The sequence below is a fragment of the Microcoleus sp. T3_A4 genome (assembly GCF_036700465.1).
In the GTDB taxonomy this organism is placed as follows: domain Bacteria; phylum Cyanobacteriota; class Cyanobacteriia; order Cyanobacteriales; family Microcoleaceae; genus Microcoleus.
Map to the genome: position 1 here is coordinate 14,276 of NZ_JAUBOY010000030.1, position 17,336 is coordinate 31,611.

A 17,336-nucleotide genomic window follows, 5' to 3' on the forward strand; every position below is an offset into this window, starting at 1 on the left:
CCACAACGGGGACAACCACGAATCCCACAACGGGGACAACCACGAATCCCACAACGGGGACAACCACGAATCCCACAACGGGGACAACCACGAATCCCACACCAACAACGGGGACATTGCCGACACAGGTTCCGAGTCCGAGTCCGAGTCCGACTCCGACTGCGGGCGGGACAACTCCGAGTCCGAGTCCTTCCATAGTCCCGACTCCAACTGCGACAACCCCAACTCCTCCGCCTTTGGGTGGCGGGCCGACTCCGCCGAGTTTTACATCTCCGACTCCTAACCAGCCGCCGATCGTGGAAGCTGGCAAAACGGTGACTGGTTTGCAGAATTTGCCTCTGTCTCTGAGCATTTCGGCGCCCAGCGACCCGGAGGGCGATCCACTGTCGATCGCGGTAGTCGGACTTCCCAATCCTACTTTTGGTCAGGTAATTACGGGTACAAACCCCGTCACCGTGAACCAAAAGTTAACCGTTCAGGATTTACTTGGACTGAAATTTCAACCTGGAACAAACGTGATCGGGCAAGCCGGTTCTTTCAGCTACAGCGTAGCTGACGACCAAGGCGGCACGGCAGCAGCCTCAGTCGCAATTAACATCAATTCTTTCGATACCTCCGTAACTGTTCCAACTCTCCTGCCGCCAATTGTTGTTGATGACGGCATCGTATTTACCAATACGAATAATTTGCTGCCCACTTTTATCGACGTACTGGCGAACGATTCCAGCCCGCAAAAAGGGACGCTCAGCATTATCAATGTCAGCACACCGCAACTCGGAATAGCTGTAAATCTTGTCTCTCAAGTGCAATTCATCCCCGGCAACGTAGCGGGTACAACTGCTTTCACCTACAGCGTCAGCGACGGATTCGGGACAGTTCCGGGCGTAGGTACTGTCACCGTTCAAATCTTGCCGGCTGATAGCGGGCCTAACAATTTGGTTGGGGGTTCTTTGCCGGACAATTTGAACGGTTTGGCGGGCAGTGATACTATTGACGGTCAAGGTGGCAACGATACGATTAACGGCGGTTTGGATAACGATGTGCTCGTAGGGGGCCTCGGCGCAGATACCATGACAGGGGGTGGCGGCAACAATCAATTCCGTTATACCAGCCCTGCACAAGGTGGGCCGGCTTTTGATGCGGCTTCTTCGGCTGCGATCGAGGCTGCGATCGCGGCGGGCGGATACGATGTGATTACTGATTTTAGCGGTCTCGGTGTGCCGATCGCCGATCAGTTTAATTTTGCCCCCGGATTTGCCAATCTCAGCGGTAACACCCAAGTTCTGCTAAATGTGCAGACAACGGTTTCTGCAAATATTCTGGGAGGAAGTGCTTTCTTGTTTGCCTACGATTCCGGTGGCAATACTTACATTATTTATGACGGCAATGGCAATAACCTCACTGGCGCCGATTCTCGCATTTTGGCGAAGTTAAATGGTGTAACTGGGGTTTCTGCTCTTTCGGAATTTGACTTGACATTTATCTAGGAATATCAGAGGTTTGAAACCGCAGATAAACGCAGATAAACGCCGATTTTCTTGGCAGTTTATCTGCGTTAATTTGCGTTCATCTGCGGTGAAGAATTAAATCTGATTATCTTCAGAAAAAAGTCCCAACAAAGGGCCTAGAATAGCGCCGAAAACAAAGCCGCCGGCGTGGGCCCAGTAGGCAACTCCCCCGGATTCCATGCCGACACTTGCCGGGGCATTCAAGGAAGCCAGACCGCTCAATGCTTGCTGTGCAAACCAAAATCCTAGAAAGAAGAAAGCGGGGACTCTGACAGTGGTAATAAAAATTCCCAAGGGAAGCAGTGTCAGAACTTTGGCTTGGGGATATCTGAGAATGTAAGCTCCCATCACGCCTGCGATCGCGCCGCTAGCACCTAGGGACGGAATGGCAGATGCTGAGGAAAAATACCACTGAGTTAGTGATGCTAAAACGCCGCAAGTAAGGTAAAATATTATAAATTTGACGTGTCCTAAACGGTCTTCTACGTTATTGCCAAAAATCCACAAAAATAACATATTTCCGGCAATGTGGAGAAAGCCTGCGTGCAGGAATTGGGAGCTAATTAGTGTCGTCCATTCGGGAAATGGCGAAACTGGCAGAGCAACCCGACACATATTGCTTAACTGGCAAGGAATTACGGCCCAAGAGTAGAAGAATTGGGTTAATTGTCGATCGCCCAAACTGAGTTCGTACAAAAATACTAATATGTTTGCCGCAACCAGCCCATAGGTGACATAGGGAGTGATAGTAATGGGATTTTCATCGCGTAAGGGAACCACAGCCTTTTTTTCCTCATCAAAATATTGGCAACACAGTAGCGCATTTATAGCCCAGGTGTCTCCTGTCTAAAGGAAGAGGGAACAAGTCAATCGATTTTAGATTTTAGATTTTAGATTAAATAATTGAATTGAAAAATTGAAGAAAGCGACTTTACGAATGTATCCGGGGGGCTGAAACAAAAATAAAACCCATTTAATAAAACCCTCCACCTTGCAGTTAGTTGAATATCTGCTTTTTAGTGTTGGGTTTTATTTTACCGCCAAGGCGTATATTGTAGGATTTCAGAGCAAGTTGGTAGTTGCGATATTGGTGCGGGTTTTCACCTCTCAACAAAACTACAAACTTATTTATCCCCTGGCTGATTACATTTTTACAGCGGGGCTAGTCGAAGGTTTAGGCGACTTAATTTCCTGGGAAACTGCACGGGCGCGGAAGAGTTTAGCAACGACTTGTTCACACTTAGACAAATCCGATTCTATCTCTGTCAAAATAGCCGTTGATACCGGATCTGTGAACTTCACCCGCAGGTTGTTGACATCGACAACACCGGTTTGCAACTCACCTAGAGTGCTCCGCAGCAAGAACGTTTCATCGGTTCCTTGCATTGAGGTTTTTAATTTAGCGTATTTGTCAGCAATTTGGGCAGGAATTGAGGGTTTTTCACCAAAATCGTTGAGGCGTTTTTCGAGAGCGAGGATGTGGTTCTGTTTGTTTTGAATCATTTCTCTCAAGAGCGATCGCAAATCGCTGTCTTGGGTTTTTTCCGCATAATTTTGAAATGCTTCGCAAGCATAGCGTTCCCCTGCGAGGGCGGTATTCAAACCTTTAACAATGTCGCCTTGTGTAGAACCTCCCCAACCATTAGCTAATTTCCACCATTCTGCATTTTTGTCAGTTTCTTCTGGCAAACCGACTGCTTGTCCGCCGTAACCGAGGCGAGCCAGAATTGCGGTGGTAAATATTGCTAAATCTCCAGGTTGGCGGGAAGTGATCAAGTTGCCGTCAACTACTAAAGCTTCGTTAATGTAGTTAGCTCCGGCATTAATCATGTCTGTTTTAATTGCCAAGAAACCAGTCGCATTTTTACCTTTCAGCAAGTCGGCTTCAATCAAAAGTTGCGGGCCGTGGCAAACAGCAGCGACTATTTTGCCTTGCTCAAATGCTTCTCGTACAAAACGTACTGTATTGGGATTAGTCCGCATCATATCGGGAGCCATACCGCCGGGAATGACTACTGCATCGAATTCGGCGGGCACTGCTTCTGTGGTAGTTCCGTCAGCTTGCTGGGCAACTTTTCCTTGTTTCCCTGCATACTTTTCGTTTGTCCGCGAACCGAGGACAACTACTTCAAAATTTGCTTGTTTTAAGGCGTTGTAAGGAACTAGAAATTCCGAATCTTCTACTCCATTTTCGATGAGTATGGCAACTCGTTTGGTGTTGGTGCCGTTATCTGTTGTCATAATCAACTTTCCTCAGACTATCTTTTCATCTAACACTAATTCATTTATGATGTTTTTAGCGTCTTGCTAAAGTGATAAATTAGTGAGTTTTAAAAGATATCAGCGTGAGCCTTGAGAGGTATTTTACAGTTATTGTCTCAATGCACATAAGAGGCTCCGTTAATATCGATCGTAGTCCCGGTAGCGTGTGCAGCTAAACCCGACGCTAAAAACGCGATCACATTGGCAACATCTTGAGGAGGAGCGATTTTGCCGATCGGGATATCGCGAATAATATCAGCTTCACCGAACTCCTGAATAAACTGATTAGACATTTCTGTACTGACAAATCCCGGTGCAACTGTAAAAGCCAAAATATTATCAGCCGCAAACCCTCTAGCAATGCTGCGAGTTAAAGCAACAATAGCACCTTTAGAAGCGGCGTAATGCAGATAATTCGGGTCATCTCCCCGAAAAGCAGCGCGACTTGCTATATTAATAATTGTACCGACTCGGCGAGTTTGAAAATGCAGAATAGATTCCCGGCACAAATCGGCAACGGCAACTAAATTTACTTGTAGAGTTTGCTGCCAAGCTGACGACCAAATATCGAATTTGTCCTCGATACCCGCTGACTGCATAATCCCCGCATTATTAACTAAAATATCAATATGACCGCGCCATTTTAAAGCATCTCGCCACAAAGTCGAGGGCGCGTTTTCCACCATAAAATCTGCGGCTAATAAATAACAGCGATCGCGCGCAACACTTGCTGCTATCGCTTCAGCTTCTTTCTGACTGCGAAAGTAATGCAAAATCACCTCAGCCCCAGCATTAACCAGAGTCTGCACCGTCACTGCACCAATCCCTTTCGAGCCACCAGTTACTAAAATTACCTTTCCTGTTAAATCAATCATTTCTCTATCTCTTTTCTCTTTCTCGGTGGCCTCTGCGCCCTCTGCGGTTAATAAAAAAAATAAATCCCCTTTACACCAAAAATATAATTGCTATATGATACAGCACATTCCATCTAATGTATATGGAATTGCCTCATGCTGATAGATATCTGCAACACACATCTCCAATAACTTCCAAATCCTTTCCCCTGTTGGTTTCTATTGGAAATATAGCCACTGCTGAAAGCACTATAGCTTCTTTGTCCTTAAACTCGATAGCTAAAGGGGATTGGGGAGTAGAGGTCGAATTAAATCCATAATTCGGTCAGAATTAAAATTGTGGATATAATCAGTTAGTGCCTGGGACAAACCTGCTTTAGATTCGGGAATTTCTACAATTAATTCATTCATAACTTCGGTATCGAGATAGTAAGCGGCTTGATACATTTGTTCTAACCACTCAGGGGGCATAACAGATATATCTTCTACAGACACACTTTCAACTAATAGTTTTTGTGGAGTTTGTCCTAGGGCTTCGTAGATATATTGTACTCCCAAATATGTAGCGAGTTTGTCAAAAAGTTTTTTCTTCTGAAATGGCTTGCTTATAAAGTCGTTACAGCCAGCCATGAGAACGCTCTCTCGCTCTTCTTCAAAAGCACTGGCAGTTAAAGCAATAATGACAGTTTCTTGGTTGTTAGGGCGTTCTCTAATATATTTAGTAGCTGTGTAGCCGTCCATGATTGGCATTCGCAGATCCATGAAAATCAGGTGTGGCCGCCAACTCTCCCACAGTGAGATTGCCTCAACTCCCTGTGTTGCTTCTCTCACCTCAAAGCCAATGGAGGTAAGGATCTCGACTAACAAGCGGCGATTGTCTGCTAAATCTTCAACAACAAGGATACGGTAGGTTGGTTGTCCAGGAGCTAAACCAATTACTCTTTGATTAATTGATTCTGGGGGTAAGGATTCTGCTTGAGGTAACTGTACACCAATCTCAAAGGAAAAAGTGCTACCTCGGTTCAAAGTGCTTTTAACCCGAATTTGACCGCCCATGAGTTGGACGAGTTTTTGACTGATCGCTAAACCCAGCCCAGTGCCTTGACTCAAATTACTCCCAGCTTCGGCTTGCACGAAAACCTTAAACAATTTATCAATTTCTGTTGGCGAAATTCCCACACCTGTATCCTCGATTTCAAAACATAGGTGACAGGAGGTTTGATCTCTTTGTCCTGCTTTTACCCGTAGGGTGATGCTTCCTTGCTTGGTAAATTTAATCGCATTCCCGAGCAGATTGACCAAGACTTGATATAGTTTTTTCTCATCGGTATTTACAAATTGGGGAAGATCGGGATCTCGCTCGACAATTAGCGCTAATTCTTTGGGTTGGACTTTAATTAGCAACATTTCTTCAATACAAGTCAGTAAACTTGTCAAGTCAACGTCAGAAGGATTGAGCGTCATCCCTCCGCTCTCAATTTTGGATAAATCTAAAATATCGTTAATCAAGTCCAACAAATATTTACCGCTACGGTTGACAATCTGTAAGCGTTCTTGTAAAGAAGGAGTCAGAGCGCTTTCATCGCTCATCAATTGCGTGAATCCTAAAATCGAGTTGAGGGGGGTGCGGAGTTCGTGGCTCATATTGGCGAGGAAGACACTCTTGGCTTGGTTGGCTGCTTCTGCTGCTTCCTTCGCCTGCCGAAGTTCCACCTCAGATTGTTTGCGATCGCTAATATCAATTAAATATCCCAAGATTTCCACTGGTCTACCTGCACGATCGCGAATTAGCTTGAGTTGTTCGAGTACCCAGCGATAATTCCCATCTGCGTGCAGAAGACGGAATTCCTGAAAATAAAAATCATCTGTGAACAGGTTAGTTATTCCATTAAGCACCTGGTCTATTTCATCGGGATGCAGATGATTCATCCAAAATCCAGACTCTTCTAAAAATGCTTTGGTTTCGTAGCCCATTACATCTTTGATGTTTTCGCTTACGAAGGTTGCGCCATAGTCGCCATCAGCTTTACTGCTAAAAATAACGACGGGGCTGTAGTTCAGGAGAAAGTTAAGGCGATTTGTGGTGGATTGTAAGGCTTGTTCAGCAAGTTTTAGCTGCGATACATCCTCCTGAACCGCAACAAATACAGTTCCGTATTCAGGATGCTCAAACTTAGAGGTATGAACTCTGCACCAAAAGAGTGTGCCATCTTTTTTTTTGTTGTAGACTTCATATTGCGCTTCCCCGTCCCGATCGAGTTGAGTCGCAATATCTTCAACGGTTTCGTCGGGTGTCACCTGTGTCTCGACATAATTTATTACACCAACGGGTTGACCTGCGAGTTCGCCCTCTGTATAGCCAAAAATCGCATCAAATTTAGGATTAGCGTAAATGATCGTCAAGTCTGAGGCATTGACTAAACATACACCACCTGCCATATTATTCATAATAATACTTTGCAGTTCTAGCTTGTTTTGAGATTCTTTTCGTTCCGTAATATCTTGAATGTGAGCAATAAGACTTAGCGGATTTTCTTTCTTGTCTCTGATTACCGAGGCGTTAAGTAAACCCCAAATAATATGTCCGTGTTTATGGATATAGCGCTTTTCTCGTTGGGAATAAAGTGACATCTTGCCTGTTACTAGCAGATTGACATTTTTTATATCCTCTTCTAAATCTTCAGGATGGGTTATGCTTTGAAAAGTTAACCCTAAAAGTTCTTCTGGGGAATAACCAATCATCTGAGAGAAAGCTGAATTGGTCTTAATAAAATGCCCATCGAGGGAAAGGATCGCCATCCCGATCGAGGCATCTTCAAACGCATGGCGAAACTGCTCTTCACTCTTTTGTAAAGCTGTCTCCATTTGTTGGCGTTCGAGATCAGCACGCTTGCGAGCAGTGATGTCGCGTTTAATTACAGAAGCCGCAACAATTCTGCCTGCTGTGTCCTCCAGAGGTGATATGGTACAACTGATGTCGATAAGCTGTCCATCTTTGCGGACGCGCACAGTTTCATAGTTTTTAATTATTTCTCCTTGTCGAAGCGTGGCTAGAATATGCTGTTCTTCGTAGATAAGATGAGGTGGAATTAGAATATTAATCGATTGTCCTATGGTTTCTTCAGCCTTGTAGCCAAAGATTTCTTCTGCTGCATTGTTCCAGCTTAAAATGATGCCGTCTAAGGACTTGCTAATAATTGCCTCACCAGAATGTTCCACAATCGCTGCCATGCGTGCCAGTGATGCTTCTGCTTGCTTGCGGAGGGTAATATCGTTTCCAATGCTGAGAAACCCTGTGATCTTGCCTTCTGGGTCATATAAAGCCGTCACCGAGAGGAGTAATGGAAAGCGACTGCCATCTTTGCGGATGTAGGACCATTCGTACTCGTCTGGCATTCCAAGGCGTGCCTTAGCAACAAAAGTCTCAAATCCTGGTTCGATAGAGATTCCCATCTCAGCAGATAAATCTTGGGCGCGCCGCACGACTTCCTCCTTGTCGTGAAGGATCGCAGGTGTGGCTTTCCCCACAACTTCTTCGGCACTATATCCCAGCAATCTCTCGGCGGCTTTATTAAAGGTAAGAATCGTACCATCTGCGGCTGTGGAAAGGATGGTGTAGTTGGTACTATCTAAAATGGCTTTTTGCAGCGTTGTTGTTTGAAGTAATTCTTCCTCGGCTTTTTTGCGATCGCTAATATCGCGCAGAATAACAGTACATACCGTTTCGTCTCCCATTTCCAGCTTAGAAATAGTGGCTTCAGCAGGAAAATCGGTGCCATCTTGGCGACGACCCAAAATCTCACCTCGTTCTCCCATCCTTCGCGCTTTACCAGAAGATTGAGCAAATTGTTGGATATGCTGCTGGTGAGCATTCCTAAACTGCTCTGGCAGCAGTAAGCTCAGGGGTTGCCCTAAAACTTCCTCTGTTTTATAGCCAAAAATCTTTTCCGCCCCCTGATTAAACAGGGTAATCTGTTGAGTGCGATCGACGGAAATAATTGCATCACTGGCGATTTCCAGAATTCCTGCAAAACGAGCCTGCGATTTTTGTAAAGTATCTGTTCGTTCAGCCACAATAATTTCTAAAGTTTCGTTAAGTTTTTTAAGGTCTTTTTCGGCTTGTTGGCGCTTGTAATCTATCAGGTTCAAAAAACGAGCCGTCCCCCAAATGAGAATTGAGAACGTGAAAACCATGATGGCTGACCGCAAGGCATAGCCATATTCAGCGTTATACCAGCCTAGTTTTTCCCCATGAAGAGTGAACCAGTTCATTACCACTGGAAAGATTACTGCCCAAGGCAGCAAGCACCGCAACATCAGTCCGCCGACTAGCGGGCTGGTTACTACTTGCATTAATCCTTCCTTGGGTCGGAGCCATAAAATTCCCCCATAGAGGATGAAAAAGCTTAGGATCGTGGATGGTACTTGAGCTGTTGTAACTACGATTAGTTGGGCGAAAATTTTGACCTCAAAGATGTATCCAAATAAAGCTAGCAGAGAAATTAAAGCTGCAATACTACTGCAAATCTGAGCCAACCAAGTGTCCCGTTGGGAATTTTTCCCTAGCAGTAATAGTGCTACTCCCATCAGCACAAAATTTAGGGCGGTATTTACTCCCATTCTTCCCGGATAAGGAGTCGCTGAAGACACGACATCCCGGAAAAGCCACTCATCAATGCCCAGATGCCAACCAAAGAGATACTCGCTCAGCGTCAGCACACCGATGATGATGATGAATCCTGCTGTCCCTTGAGCGATTCTATAGTGCATTCGGGTTAGTCTTTGGTGCTGTAACAATCTCAAAGACACTCCAGCCAACAAAAAGCAAAGTGCCGTGTTTGCTTTCATGGTCGAAGTCATACCAGGAAAACCACTTTTGAGTAGGGAGATGTCAAATTGCCAACCCAGCAGCACGAGACATCCGATCGCAATGACGAGTAGACTTGCCATTTGAGAAATGCGCTTGTTCATAAGTCGCCTGCTTGGGTTGAAACAATGTTCTTCTGATCATGTTAGGCGAAGCGAAGAAGGGCAACCACGGGGGGACTGTCCCTACCCGAACAATGGAGATTTTGTATGGTTGCGCCCCCTTGCCAGCCCCATATCTCCGGGAGCGCAGGAATTCTTTGTGGGTAAAGTAACTTTTTTAACCTAATAATTCAACTATACTATTTGTGCATATGTTTATAGTCGTCTAGCAAGAAACTATGGAAATCAGTATGATTATCGATAGAACTAGCGATCGGGTTAGCGATCCAGCTACAAACTACCGAGGTAATATTTTAATTGTTGACGATCTGCCTGATAACCTGCGTCTTCTCAGGGATACTTTGAGCACACAGGGTTATAAAGTTCGCAGTGCCACGACAGGTGCAATGGCGCTCAGAGCCGCCCAATCTCCATCGACGGAGTTAATTTTACTAGATATTAAGTTGCCCGATCAGGATGGGTATGAAGTTTGCCGACAATTAAAATCTGATGAGCGCACCGTAGACATTCCAATAATTTTTTTAAGTGCGCTAAATGAAACTTTTAATAAGGTGCAAGGGCTGGCTGCGGGAGGGGTAGATTATATTGCTAAGCCATTCCAAGTCGAAGAAGTATTAGCTCGTGTCGAAACCCACCTAACCATCCGAAGGCTGCAACAAAGCCTCCAAAAGCAAAATTTACGTCTCTTGAGAGAAATTGAAGAACGGCAACGTCTCGAAGAGTCTCTCTTTGCCGAAAAGGAATTGGCTCAAGTGACTCTGCAATCCATTGGCGATGCGGTCATTACTACTGATGCCCAAGGTAATGTAACATATTTCAACCCTATAGCTGAGCGGCTGACAGGCTGGAAAACTCATGAGGTTCAAGGAGTTCCTTTTTCTACAGTTTTCCTAATTGTCGATCAAGTAACGCGAGAGCTAGTAGAGAATCCTATAAACAAGGCTCTATTAGAGGAGCGAATTGTGACCTTAGCTAACAATACTATTCTGATTTCCCATGATGGAACGGAGTATCCCATTGCTGACTCGGCAGCACCGATTCGAGACCGCCAAGGTAAAATTATCGGGGCAGTCATGGTCTTTCATGATGTTACTGAATCGCGCTATCTCACCCGTCAACTTTCTTGGGAATCCAGTCACGATGCCCTAACGGGGTTAATCAACCGTCGAAGATTTGAGCAGCAGCTAGTTGAGGCGATCGCCTCTTGTCAAGATAGCAATCAGCAGCACGCTCTCTGTTATTTAGATTTAGATCAGTTCAAAGTCGTTAACGATACCGTAGGGCATATTGCTGGCGATGAGCTACTGCGCCAAATCACCGCACTTATTCAACAGGGAGTCCGTGCTAGTGATATGCTGGCTCGCTTGGGAGGTGATGAATTTGGTATTTTGCTCTCTCAGTGTTCGCTCTCTCAAGCAGCTCAGATTGCAGAAAAACTCAAAGACTTAGTGCATCAGTTTCGGTTTATTTGGAATAGCAAAACCTTTATCATCGGGGTCAGCATTGGAGTTGTTGCCATTAACCAAACCAGCAAAGATTTGATGCAGGTTCTGGGAGAGGCTGATGCAGCTTGTTATGCCGCCAAAGCCAGAGGCCGCAACTGTGTTCATGTTTATAGCCTAGATGATGAGGAAGTAATTAAACAACGTGGTGAGAGACTGGTGATTTCCCAAATCAGCCGAGCGTTGGGAACCAATCATTTTCGTCTCTACTGCCAAAAGATTGTCTCTATTAGCTCTAACCCATTAGTAGAGCATTATGAGATTTTGCTCAGAATGCTGGACGAAAATGGAGAAGTAGTATCTCCAAATGAGTTTATTCCCGCCGCCGAGCGTTATGGCTTGATAACTGAGATCGATTGTTGGGTAATCGAAACTTTTTTCTCTAATTATCACAAATTACCGGAAAAAGATGTTAACCAAGGCTTGTATACGATCAATCTTTCTGGGGCTAGCATTAGTAACAATCAGTTTTTGAAGTTTTTAATCGAACAATTTTCTCGATACAAAGTCCCCCCACAAACCATTGGTTTTGAAATCACGGAAACCGCAGCGATCGCAAACTTTGAGCAAGCCAGATATTTCATGGGCGAACTCAAAAAGATTGGCTGTTGCTTTGCTTTAGATGATTTTGGCAGTGGGTTGAGTTCTTTTGCTTATCTGATGAATTTACCAGTTGATTATTTAAAGATTGATGGTGCTTTTGTCAAGAATATTAGTCATAATTTGATTTCTCAAGCGCTAGTTGAAGGCTTTAATCGTATTGCCCATGCGATGAATCTTGAAACTATAGCTGAGTTTGTCGAAGACGAGACTATCTTAGAAAAATTGCGGGAGATTGGAGTAGATTATGCTCAGGGTTATGGGATCGCCCGCCCTGTTCCTATTAATTTTAATCTCTAGTCGATCGCACGCTTGCCAGCGAACCCATTGCCTCACGCCTGCGTCCTGTCTGGAAGCCTCCAAGAGTCGATCGCCCGCTGCTACAAGGGTGACTCAATTTACTGTGTCACATTGAGATCGAATGTGCTGTAATTGTAAAGGATTGAATGTTCCATTGGAAATAAACCGGAAAATTTGCCATGAAAGCAGTTGCGTTCGATCGCTACGGTTCAGCCGAGGAATTGCAGTACCGAGAGTTGGAAAAGCCGATCGCCAAATCCAACGAATTGTTAGTGCGAGTTCGGGCTAGCAGCGTCAATCCCGTAGACTGGAAAATCCGGCAAGGACACCTGCAACTATTAACAGGATTTAACTTTCCTCGAATCGTCGGTTCTGACATTTCGGGAGTTGTCGTGGAAGTCGGCCGGGAAGTCACCAAATTTCAACCCGGAGATGAAGTTTATACTTTCTTAAATCCCATGAGTGGGGGTGCTTGCGCCGAATACGCGGTCGTGGCAGAATCGGATGCCGCCTTTAAACCGAAAAACATCACTCATGCAGAAGCAGCAGCAGTACCGATCGCAGGTTTAACTGCTTTGCAAGCGCTCAGGGATTTGGGTCAAATTCAAGCAGGAAATAAAGTATTGATTAACGGCGCTTCCGGCGGAGTCGGCACTTTTGCCGTGCAAGTTGCGAAAGCAATGAATGCGGAAGTAACGGGAGTTTGCAGTGCTAAAAATAGAGAATTGGTGAAGAGTTTAGGAGCCGATTTTGTCCTGGATTACGCAGAAATTGACTTTACTCAACAGACAGATAAATATGATATAATTTTAGATGCTGTCGGGACGAGAACATTTGCTGAATGCGAAAAAGTGCTGCAACCAGAGGGAATTTATATATCGACTTTGCCAAGTTTCGAGAACCTCGCACCGATGTTAACTAGCTGGTTTATCTCGGGTAAAAAAGCTAAATTCATTCTAGCCAATGCCAACCCCAGCGATTTAGGGGCTTTGCGGGAGTTAATAGAATCCGATAAAGTTGAGCCGATTGTCGATCGCACTTACAGCTTACAAGAAGTAGCAGCAGCCCACGCTTACAGCGAAACGGGCCGCGCGATCGGCAAAATTGCGATCGTCATTGAATAATCAAGGCACGACATGGATTTTGACACCGCTACACGGATTAATTATCGATCGTTCCTTCTGCTGAAGTCAGAATAAAGAATGAAGAAGGAAGTCTGAGCAATTATGAAATAACTATTCTCATTTACCCCTTTCCAATTACCAATTTCCAATTACCAATTTCCAATTACCCTTACCAATTACCCATTCCCTATGACTGCTCCCTCAAACTTGGAGACATCCGAACAAGGTTCCGACAACAACCTCGAAGCAATTAGCCAGGAAAACAGCATTGCACCAATCGCCGGCGGTGCGATAGGTTCTCGCAACTTAGAAAACGAATTTCTCGACGAACTTCCCGATGAAGTTGAGATGTCTTTATTCGACCATTTAGAAGAATTGCGTCTGCGACTTTTCTACTCGCTAATTGCAGTAGTAATCGCTGTAATCGGTTGCTTTTTCACAGTTAAACCCATCGTGCAACTGCTAGAAGTACCGGCCGGGCCCGTGAAGTTTCTGCAACTAGCTCCCGGCGAGTATTTCTTTGTTTCTATCGAAGTAGCCGGATACAGCGGTTTGCTCCTCGCCACTCCGTTTATTTTTTACCAGATAGCGCTGTTTGTTCTCCCCGGCTTGACTCGCAAAGAACGCAGGTTGCTGGGGCCGGTGTTTTTCGGATCGAGTTTCCTATTTTTGGGCGGTTTAGTCTTTGCTTACATCGCTCTGATTCCGGCGGCGCTGAATTTCTTTGTTACCTATGGGGCGGATGTTGTAGAGCAGTTGTGGTCGATCGACAAATACTTTAAATTTGTGCTGCTGTTAATGTTCAGCACCGGCTTAGCTTTTCAAATCCCGATTCTCCAAGTATTGCTCGGTGTTTTGGGCATAGTTTCTTCCAACCAAATGCTCTCCGGCTGGCGGTATGTAGTCTTGGGAGCAGCAGTTTTGGGAGCGGTTTTAACACCTTCTACTGACCCTTTAACGCAAAGTCTTTTAGGAGGTGCGGTGCTGAGCTTGTATTTTGGCGGGGTTGGTTTGGTGAAGCTTTTAGGACGCTAAAAACTTCACAGAAAGATTGATCGACTCCCCATAAAAATATAGAGACGCGATCGCCCGCGCCTCTATAATCACTAAAAGTTAAAATTCCACACCAAAGTTTTGTCAAAACTTTGACTACATTCGGAACTGTTCTACTTCGGGAGTGTAGCCGATCGGCAAAATGTAATCCAGATTCTCGTGGGGACGAGCAATTATGTGATACGATAGCAACTTTCCGCCATCGACCTTTTTAACTGATTCAATTCCAGCAGCAACGGCTGCTTGCACTTCAGAAACATCTCCTCGCACTATAATTGTCCAGTAGGCGCGGGTTATTTTCTCATAGCGAACTAAAGTAACACGGGCTGCTTTCACCATTGAGTCCGCAACTTCTACTGCAGCGGGAAATCCTAAGACTTCAACCATTCCCAGTGCAACACCCATTACAACATTCTCCTAAATTTCACAAGATATCTGACACTCATTGTATGTGAAATTGTTGACAGAAATTGCTTCGGATGATTTTGGTAAGCTAGAAGTCCGATCGCCCAAAATTTAAAAAGCCCCTAAAAAGCCCCAGAAACTGTTGTGGCATTTAAATCCCACAGTTGGGGGCGCGCAGCAAAGCCCGCCACACAAGACTTTGAATCAAAACAACTGTGCAAATTAGATGCGCCACAGCTTAGTTTCTCACCAGCAGCAAGTCGTATGACAAGCTCGCCGATCGATTTTCGGGACTTTGGGCTCAACTAATCCAGCCGCGGCGCGACACAAAACTTTAGGGAACTCCCCCAGATCCCGGCTGTGGAGTCCATCTAAAATCTAAAATCTAAAATCTAAAATCGACTGACTGATTCAAAACTCGTCTAGCAACCATTCCGAGGCTCTTTCACCCAAATCTAGAGGAATGCTGACAGCTTTACCCAAGCGGGGGCGATCGCGAGTAGTCACGATATATTCTCTCACCTGTTCTGTGCTCCCCCAGCCGTTGAGGTAATTGGCCACCGCATCCAAATGCTCGAAATAATCAGCCTCCGTCATCGGAAAAGATGCCTGTTCTAAATATTTCCACATAACTTGCACAAAAATCTTGCCCCGTGTTCGCCGCAATCTGATATCGTAAGACTTTCCCCATTTTTCTAGCAGTAGCTGGTGTAAATCCTTACCCGTCATGGTTGCTCCTGAGTTAATCCATTAAACAATAAAAGACAAAGTTCAAAAAATGTAATAATACTCTAATAAAGGCTGGAAGGCGCATTCTTAAAAGGAATTTTCGCGGCCTAAAATTTGTGCGAGCAGATTAACGGCAATTATCCCAGTTGTCTGCACGTACAGGTTCGCTAACAGCTAACAAACAAACGTAACTTAAAACCGTAAAGGCAGGTCATGGCTCAATCTTCTGCTGGAAATCCCGATGTTCCCGATATGGGGCGTCGCCAATTTATGAATTTGCTGACGTTCGGTACAGTCACAGGTGTGGCACTGGGCGCACTCTATCCCGTTGTCCAATATTTTGTTCCTCCGGCGAGTGGGGCAGTTGGCGGCGGAGTGACAGCTAAAGATGCTTTGGGTAACGACATCATCGTTAGCGAATATTTGACTTCGCACCCGGCGGGCGATCGCAGCTTAGCCCAAGGTCTCAAAGGCGACCCCACCTATGTTGTGGTGAAAGAAGACCAATCTATCGCCGACTACGGCATCAATGCAGTCTGCACTCACTTGGGTTGCGTCGTGCCTTGGAATGTTAGCGAAAACAAATTTATCTGTCCTTGCCACGGTTCTCAATACAATAATGAGGGCAAAGTGGTGCGCGGCCCCGCGCCTTTGTCTCTGGCCCTGGCCCACGCCACTGTCGCAGATGACAAGATCGCTTTTACAACTTGGACAGAAACAGATTTCCGCACCGGCGAAGAACCTTGGTGGTCATAGTTATTAGTCATTAGTCAGCAGTCAGTAGTCAGCAGTCAGTAGTTAGTAGTTGGTTCCAATAACCAATAACTAATGACCAATGACCAATGACCAATGACCAATGACCAATGACCAATAACTAATGACGAATAACTAATGACCAATGACTAAATTGTTAGACCTTTGAGATTGAATACTCTAATGCCACAAACTAATTTATCTGCGATATTTCGCCGCAGTGCCAGGACGATCGCGAAAACAGCCTTAATTGCGATCGTAGCCGCAGGATTTTTCCTCACCAGCGACATCGCACTTCCCCAAGCAGCTTTTGCTTACCCTTTCTGGGCTCAGCAAACAGCACCCGCTACTCCCCGCGAAGCCACAGGTCGCATTGTTTGCGCTAACTGTCACCTCGGTGCAAAACCGACTGAAGTTGAAGTACCGCAATCTGTTTTGCCTGACACAGTGTTTGAAGCTATTGTCAAGATTCCCTACGATACTAGCGTGCAGCAAGTTGTCGGCGACGGCAGCAAAGGTGGCTTGAATGTGGGTGCAGTTGTGATGTTGCCCGAAGGTTTCAAGATTGCTCCCGCTGACAGAATTCCCGAAGAAATGAAGGAAAAAGTCGGTGATCTTTACTTCCAACCTTACAGCGAAACCCAAGAAAATATTGTTTTAGTGGGCCCAGTACCGGGAGAACAGTATAAAGAATTGGTATTCCCAGTTTTGTCCCCGAATCCGGCAACTGACAAGTCTGTTCACTACGGCAAATACCAAATTTATGTTGGTGGCAACCGCGGTCGCGGTCAGGTTTATCCTACTGGCGAAAAGAGCAATAATACTGTTTACAATGCTTCGGTAGCTGGCAGCATTTCTAAGATTGCTCAACCGGAAGCTGGCGGTTATGAAGTGACAATTCAACCTGCTGAAGGTGCAGCCGTTGTTGATACGATTCCCGCAGGCCCAGAACTGATTGTTACTGAAGGACAAACAGTTGCAGCAGGCGAACTTTTGACGAACAATCCTAATGTGGGCGGCTTCGGTCAAAAAGACGTGGAGATTGTGCTGCAAAGTGCCGATCGAGTTAAAGGATTGATGGCTTTCGTGGCTATAACCATGCTGGCTCAAATCATGCTGGTTCTCAAGAAGAAACAGGTCGAAAAAGTTCAAGCTGCTGAAATGAATTTCTAAACGCGGCTGTAATTAGTTGGGTAAGGTGTTCTATGCACACCCAACTATTAGGTAAGTAGGGCGGGTATTCCCCGCCTTATTCTT

At 45.3% G+C, this 17,336-nt stretch carries 12 protein-coding genes; 6 read left to right on the plus strand and 6 right to left on the minus strand.

Annotated elements, in window-relative coordinates:
- The coding region (locus QUA07_RS17720; protein ID WP_445305899.1) for an Ig-like domain-containing protein at positions 1-1,487 on the plus strand (1,487 nt) is incomplete at its 5' end.
- A gap of 96 nt (positions 1,488-1,583) precedes the next feature.
- On the opposite strand, the gene QUA07_RS17725 is transcribed toward QUA07_RS17720, so the two are convergent.
- The 4 genes from QUA07_RS17725 to QUA07_RS17740 all read right to left on the minus strand — a co-directional run bounded on the left by QUA07_RS17725 (position 1,584) and on the right by QUA07_RS17740 (position 9,595).
- Positions 1,584-2,288 (minus strand): rhomboid family intramembrane serine protease, encoded by a 705-nt coding sequence (locus QUA07_RS17725; RefSeq protein ID WP_333327320.1) that lies wholly within the window; start codon positions 2,286-2,288, stop codon positions 1,584-1,586.
- Between the two features lie 363 nt (positions 2,289-2,651).
- Complete coding sequence (locus QUA07_RS17730; RefSeq protein ID WP_333327323.1) at positions 2,652-3,749, minus strand: DJ-1/PfpI/YhbO family deglycase/protease; 1,098 nt, start codon at positions 3,747-3,749, stop codon at positions 2,652-2,654.
- Between the two features lie 137 nt (positions 3,750-3,886).
- The gene (locus QUA07_RS17735; protein WP_333327326.1) at positions 3,887-4,645 is read right to left on the minus strand and encodes an SDR family oxidoreductase; all 759 of its coding nucleotides are present in this window, start codon (positions 4,643-4,645) and stop codon (positions 3,887-3,889) included.
- Between the two features lie 258 nt (positions 4,646-4,903).
- Positions 4,904-9,595: a PAS domain S-box protein gene (locus tag QUA07_RS17740; RefSeq protein WP_333327328.1), complete on the minus strand. Its 4,692-nt coding sequence runs from the start codon at positions 9,593-9,595 to the stop codon at positions 4,904-4,906.
- Between the two features lie 248 nt (positions 9,596-9,843).
- Between QUA07_RS17740 and QUA07_RS17745 the strand changes: the two genes are divergently transcribed.
- The 3 genes from QUA07_RS17745 (at position 9,844) to tatC (ending at position 14,174) form a co-directional block, all read left to right on the plus strand.
- Positions 9,844-12,015: an EAL domain-containing protein gene (locus tag QUA07_RS17745; RefSeq protein WP_333327331.1), complete on the plus strand. Its 2,172-nt coding sequence runs from the start codon at positions 9,844-9,846 to the stop codon at positions 12,013-12,015.
- 179 nt (positions 12,016-12,194) lie between these two features.
- Complete coding sequence (locus QUA07_RS17750) at positions 12,195-13,139, plus strand: NAD(P)-dependent alcohol dehydrogenase (protein WP_333327334.1); 945 nt, start codon at positions 12,195-12,197, stop codon at positions 13,137-13,139.
- 189 nt (positions 13,140-13,328) lie between these two features.
- The gene (gene tatC, locus QUA07_RS17755; RefSeq protein ID WP_333327339.1) at positions 13,329-14,174 is read left to right on the plus strand and encodes a twin-arginine translocase subunit TatC; all 846 of its coding nucleotides are present in this window, start codon (positions 13,329-13,331) and stop codon (positions 14,172-14,174) included.
- Positions 14,175-14,288: 114 nt separating this feature from the next.
- On the opposite strand, the gene QUA07_RS17760 is transcribed toward tatC, so the two are convergent.
- Positions 14,289-14,597 carry a carbon dioxide-concentrating mechanism protein CcmK gene (locus tag QUA07_RS17760; RefSeq protein ID WP_333044070.1) on the minus strand — a complete coding sequence of 103 codons (309 nt, stop codon included), beginning with the start codon at positions 14,595-14,597 and terminating at the stop codon, positions 14,289-14,291.
- A gap of 411 nt (positions 14,598-15,008) precedes the next feature.
- Positions 15,009-15,326: a DUF3067 family protein gene (locus QUA07_RS17765; protein ID WP_333327341.1), complete on the minus strand. Its 318-nt coding sequence runs from the start codon at positions 15,324-15,326 to the stop codon at positions 15,009-15,011.
- 213 nt (positions 15,327-15,539) lie between these two features.
- Here QUA07_RS17765 and petC point away from each other — a divergent pair, with 213 nt between their 5' ends.
- Both petC and petA read left to right on the plus strand, forming a co-directional pair.
- Positions 15,540-16,082, plus strand: a complete 543-nt coding sequence (gene petC, locus QUA07_RS17770; protein ID WP_333327344.1) for a cytochrome b6-f complex iron-sulfur subunit — start codon at positions 15,540-15,542, stop codon at positions 16,080-16,082.
- A 180-nt stretch (positions 16,083-16,262) separates the two neighbouring features.
- Positions 16,263-17,252: a cytochrome f gene (petA, locus tag QUA07_RS17775; RefSeq protein ID WP_333327347.1), complete on the plus strand. Its 990-nt coding sequence runs from the start codon at positions 16,263-16,265 to the stop codon at positions 17,250-17,252.
- The last annotated feature ends 84 nt before the right edge of the window (positions 17,253-17,336 follow it).